This window comes from Phocaeicola sp. HCN-40430 (genome assembly GCF_037890285.1).
Classification (GTDB): domain Bacteria; phylum Bacteroidota; class Bacteroidia; order Bacteroidales; family Bacteroidaceae; genus Phocaeicola; species Phocaeicola acetigenes.
Map to the genome: position 1 here is coordinate 1 of NZ_JBBKBS010000083.1, position 418 is coordinate 418.

1 protein-coding gene is annotated in these 418 nt (G+C 44.7%); it reads right to left on the bottom strand.

Annotation, left to right across the window (positions count from 1 at the left end):
- On the bottom strand, positions 1-276 hold a 276-nt coding region (locus WKU26_RS12695), incomplete at its 3' end, for a hypothetical protein (RefSeq protein WP_340322321.1).
- Between the last annotated feature and the right edge of the window lie 142 nt (positions 277-418).

A 418-nucleotide genomic window follows, 5' to 3' on the forward strand; every position in this document is an offset into this window, starting at 1 on the left:
CGTAAGAATCTTTCCCGAAGGCGCATAGGCAGGCAGACGCCGGCTCTGTCCCCCCGCATGCAGCAGGATACGCTTCTCCTTCGCCAGCCATCCGGCCAGATTCTCACTTGTATTCTCACTCTCCATGCACGCCCTGAGCAGCCAGGCCGTACCTCCTCCGGAACCCAGCTTGCTTCCTATCGGGTCCGATGTGCAGAACCACTCGTTGCGGTCCGCCTTTTCAATATCGTGAAAGCACTCCACCAAGTTGGGAGGCAATGACAGTAGTTTTTTCATTATTAGTTTTTAAGTTTTTAAGTTTTTAAGTTTTTGAGTTTGTTGATGCAAGTTTTTTAGTTTTTAAGTTTTTTAGTTTTTAAGTTTTTTAGTTTGTTGGTGTTCTCAAACTCATAAACTCAAGAACTCATAAACTCATATT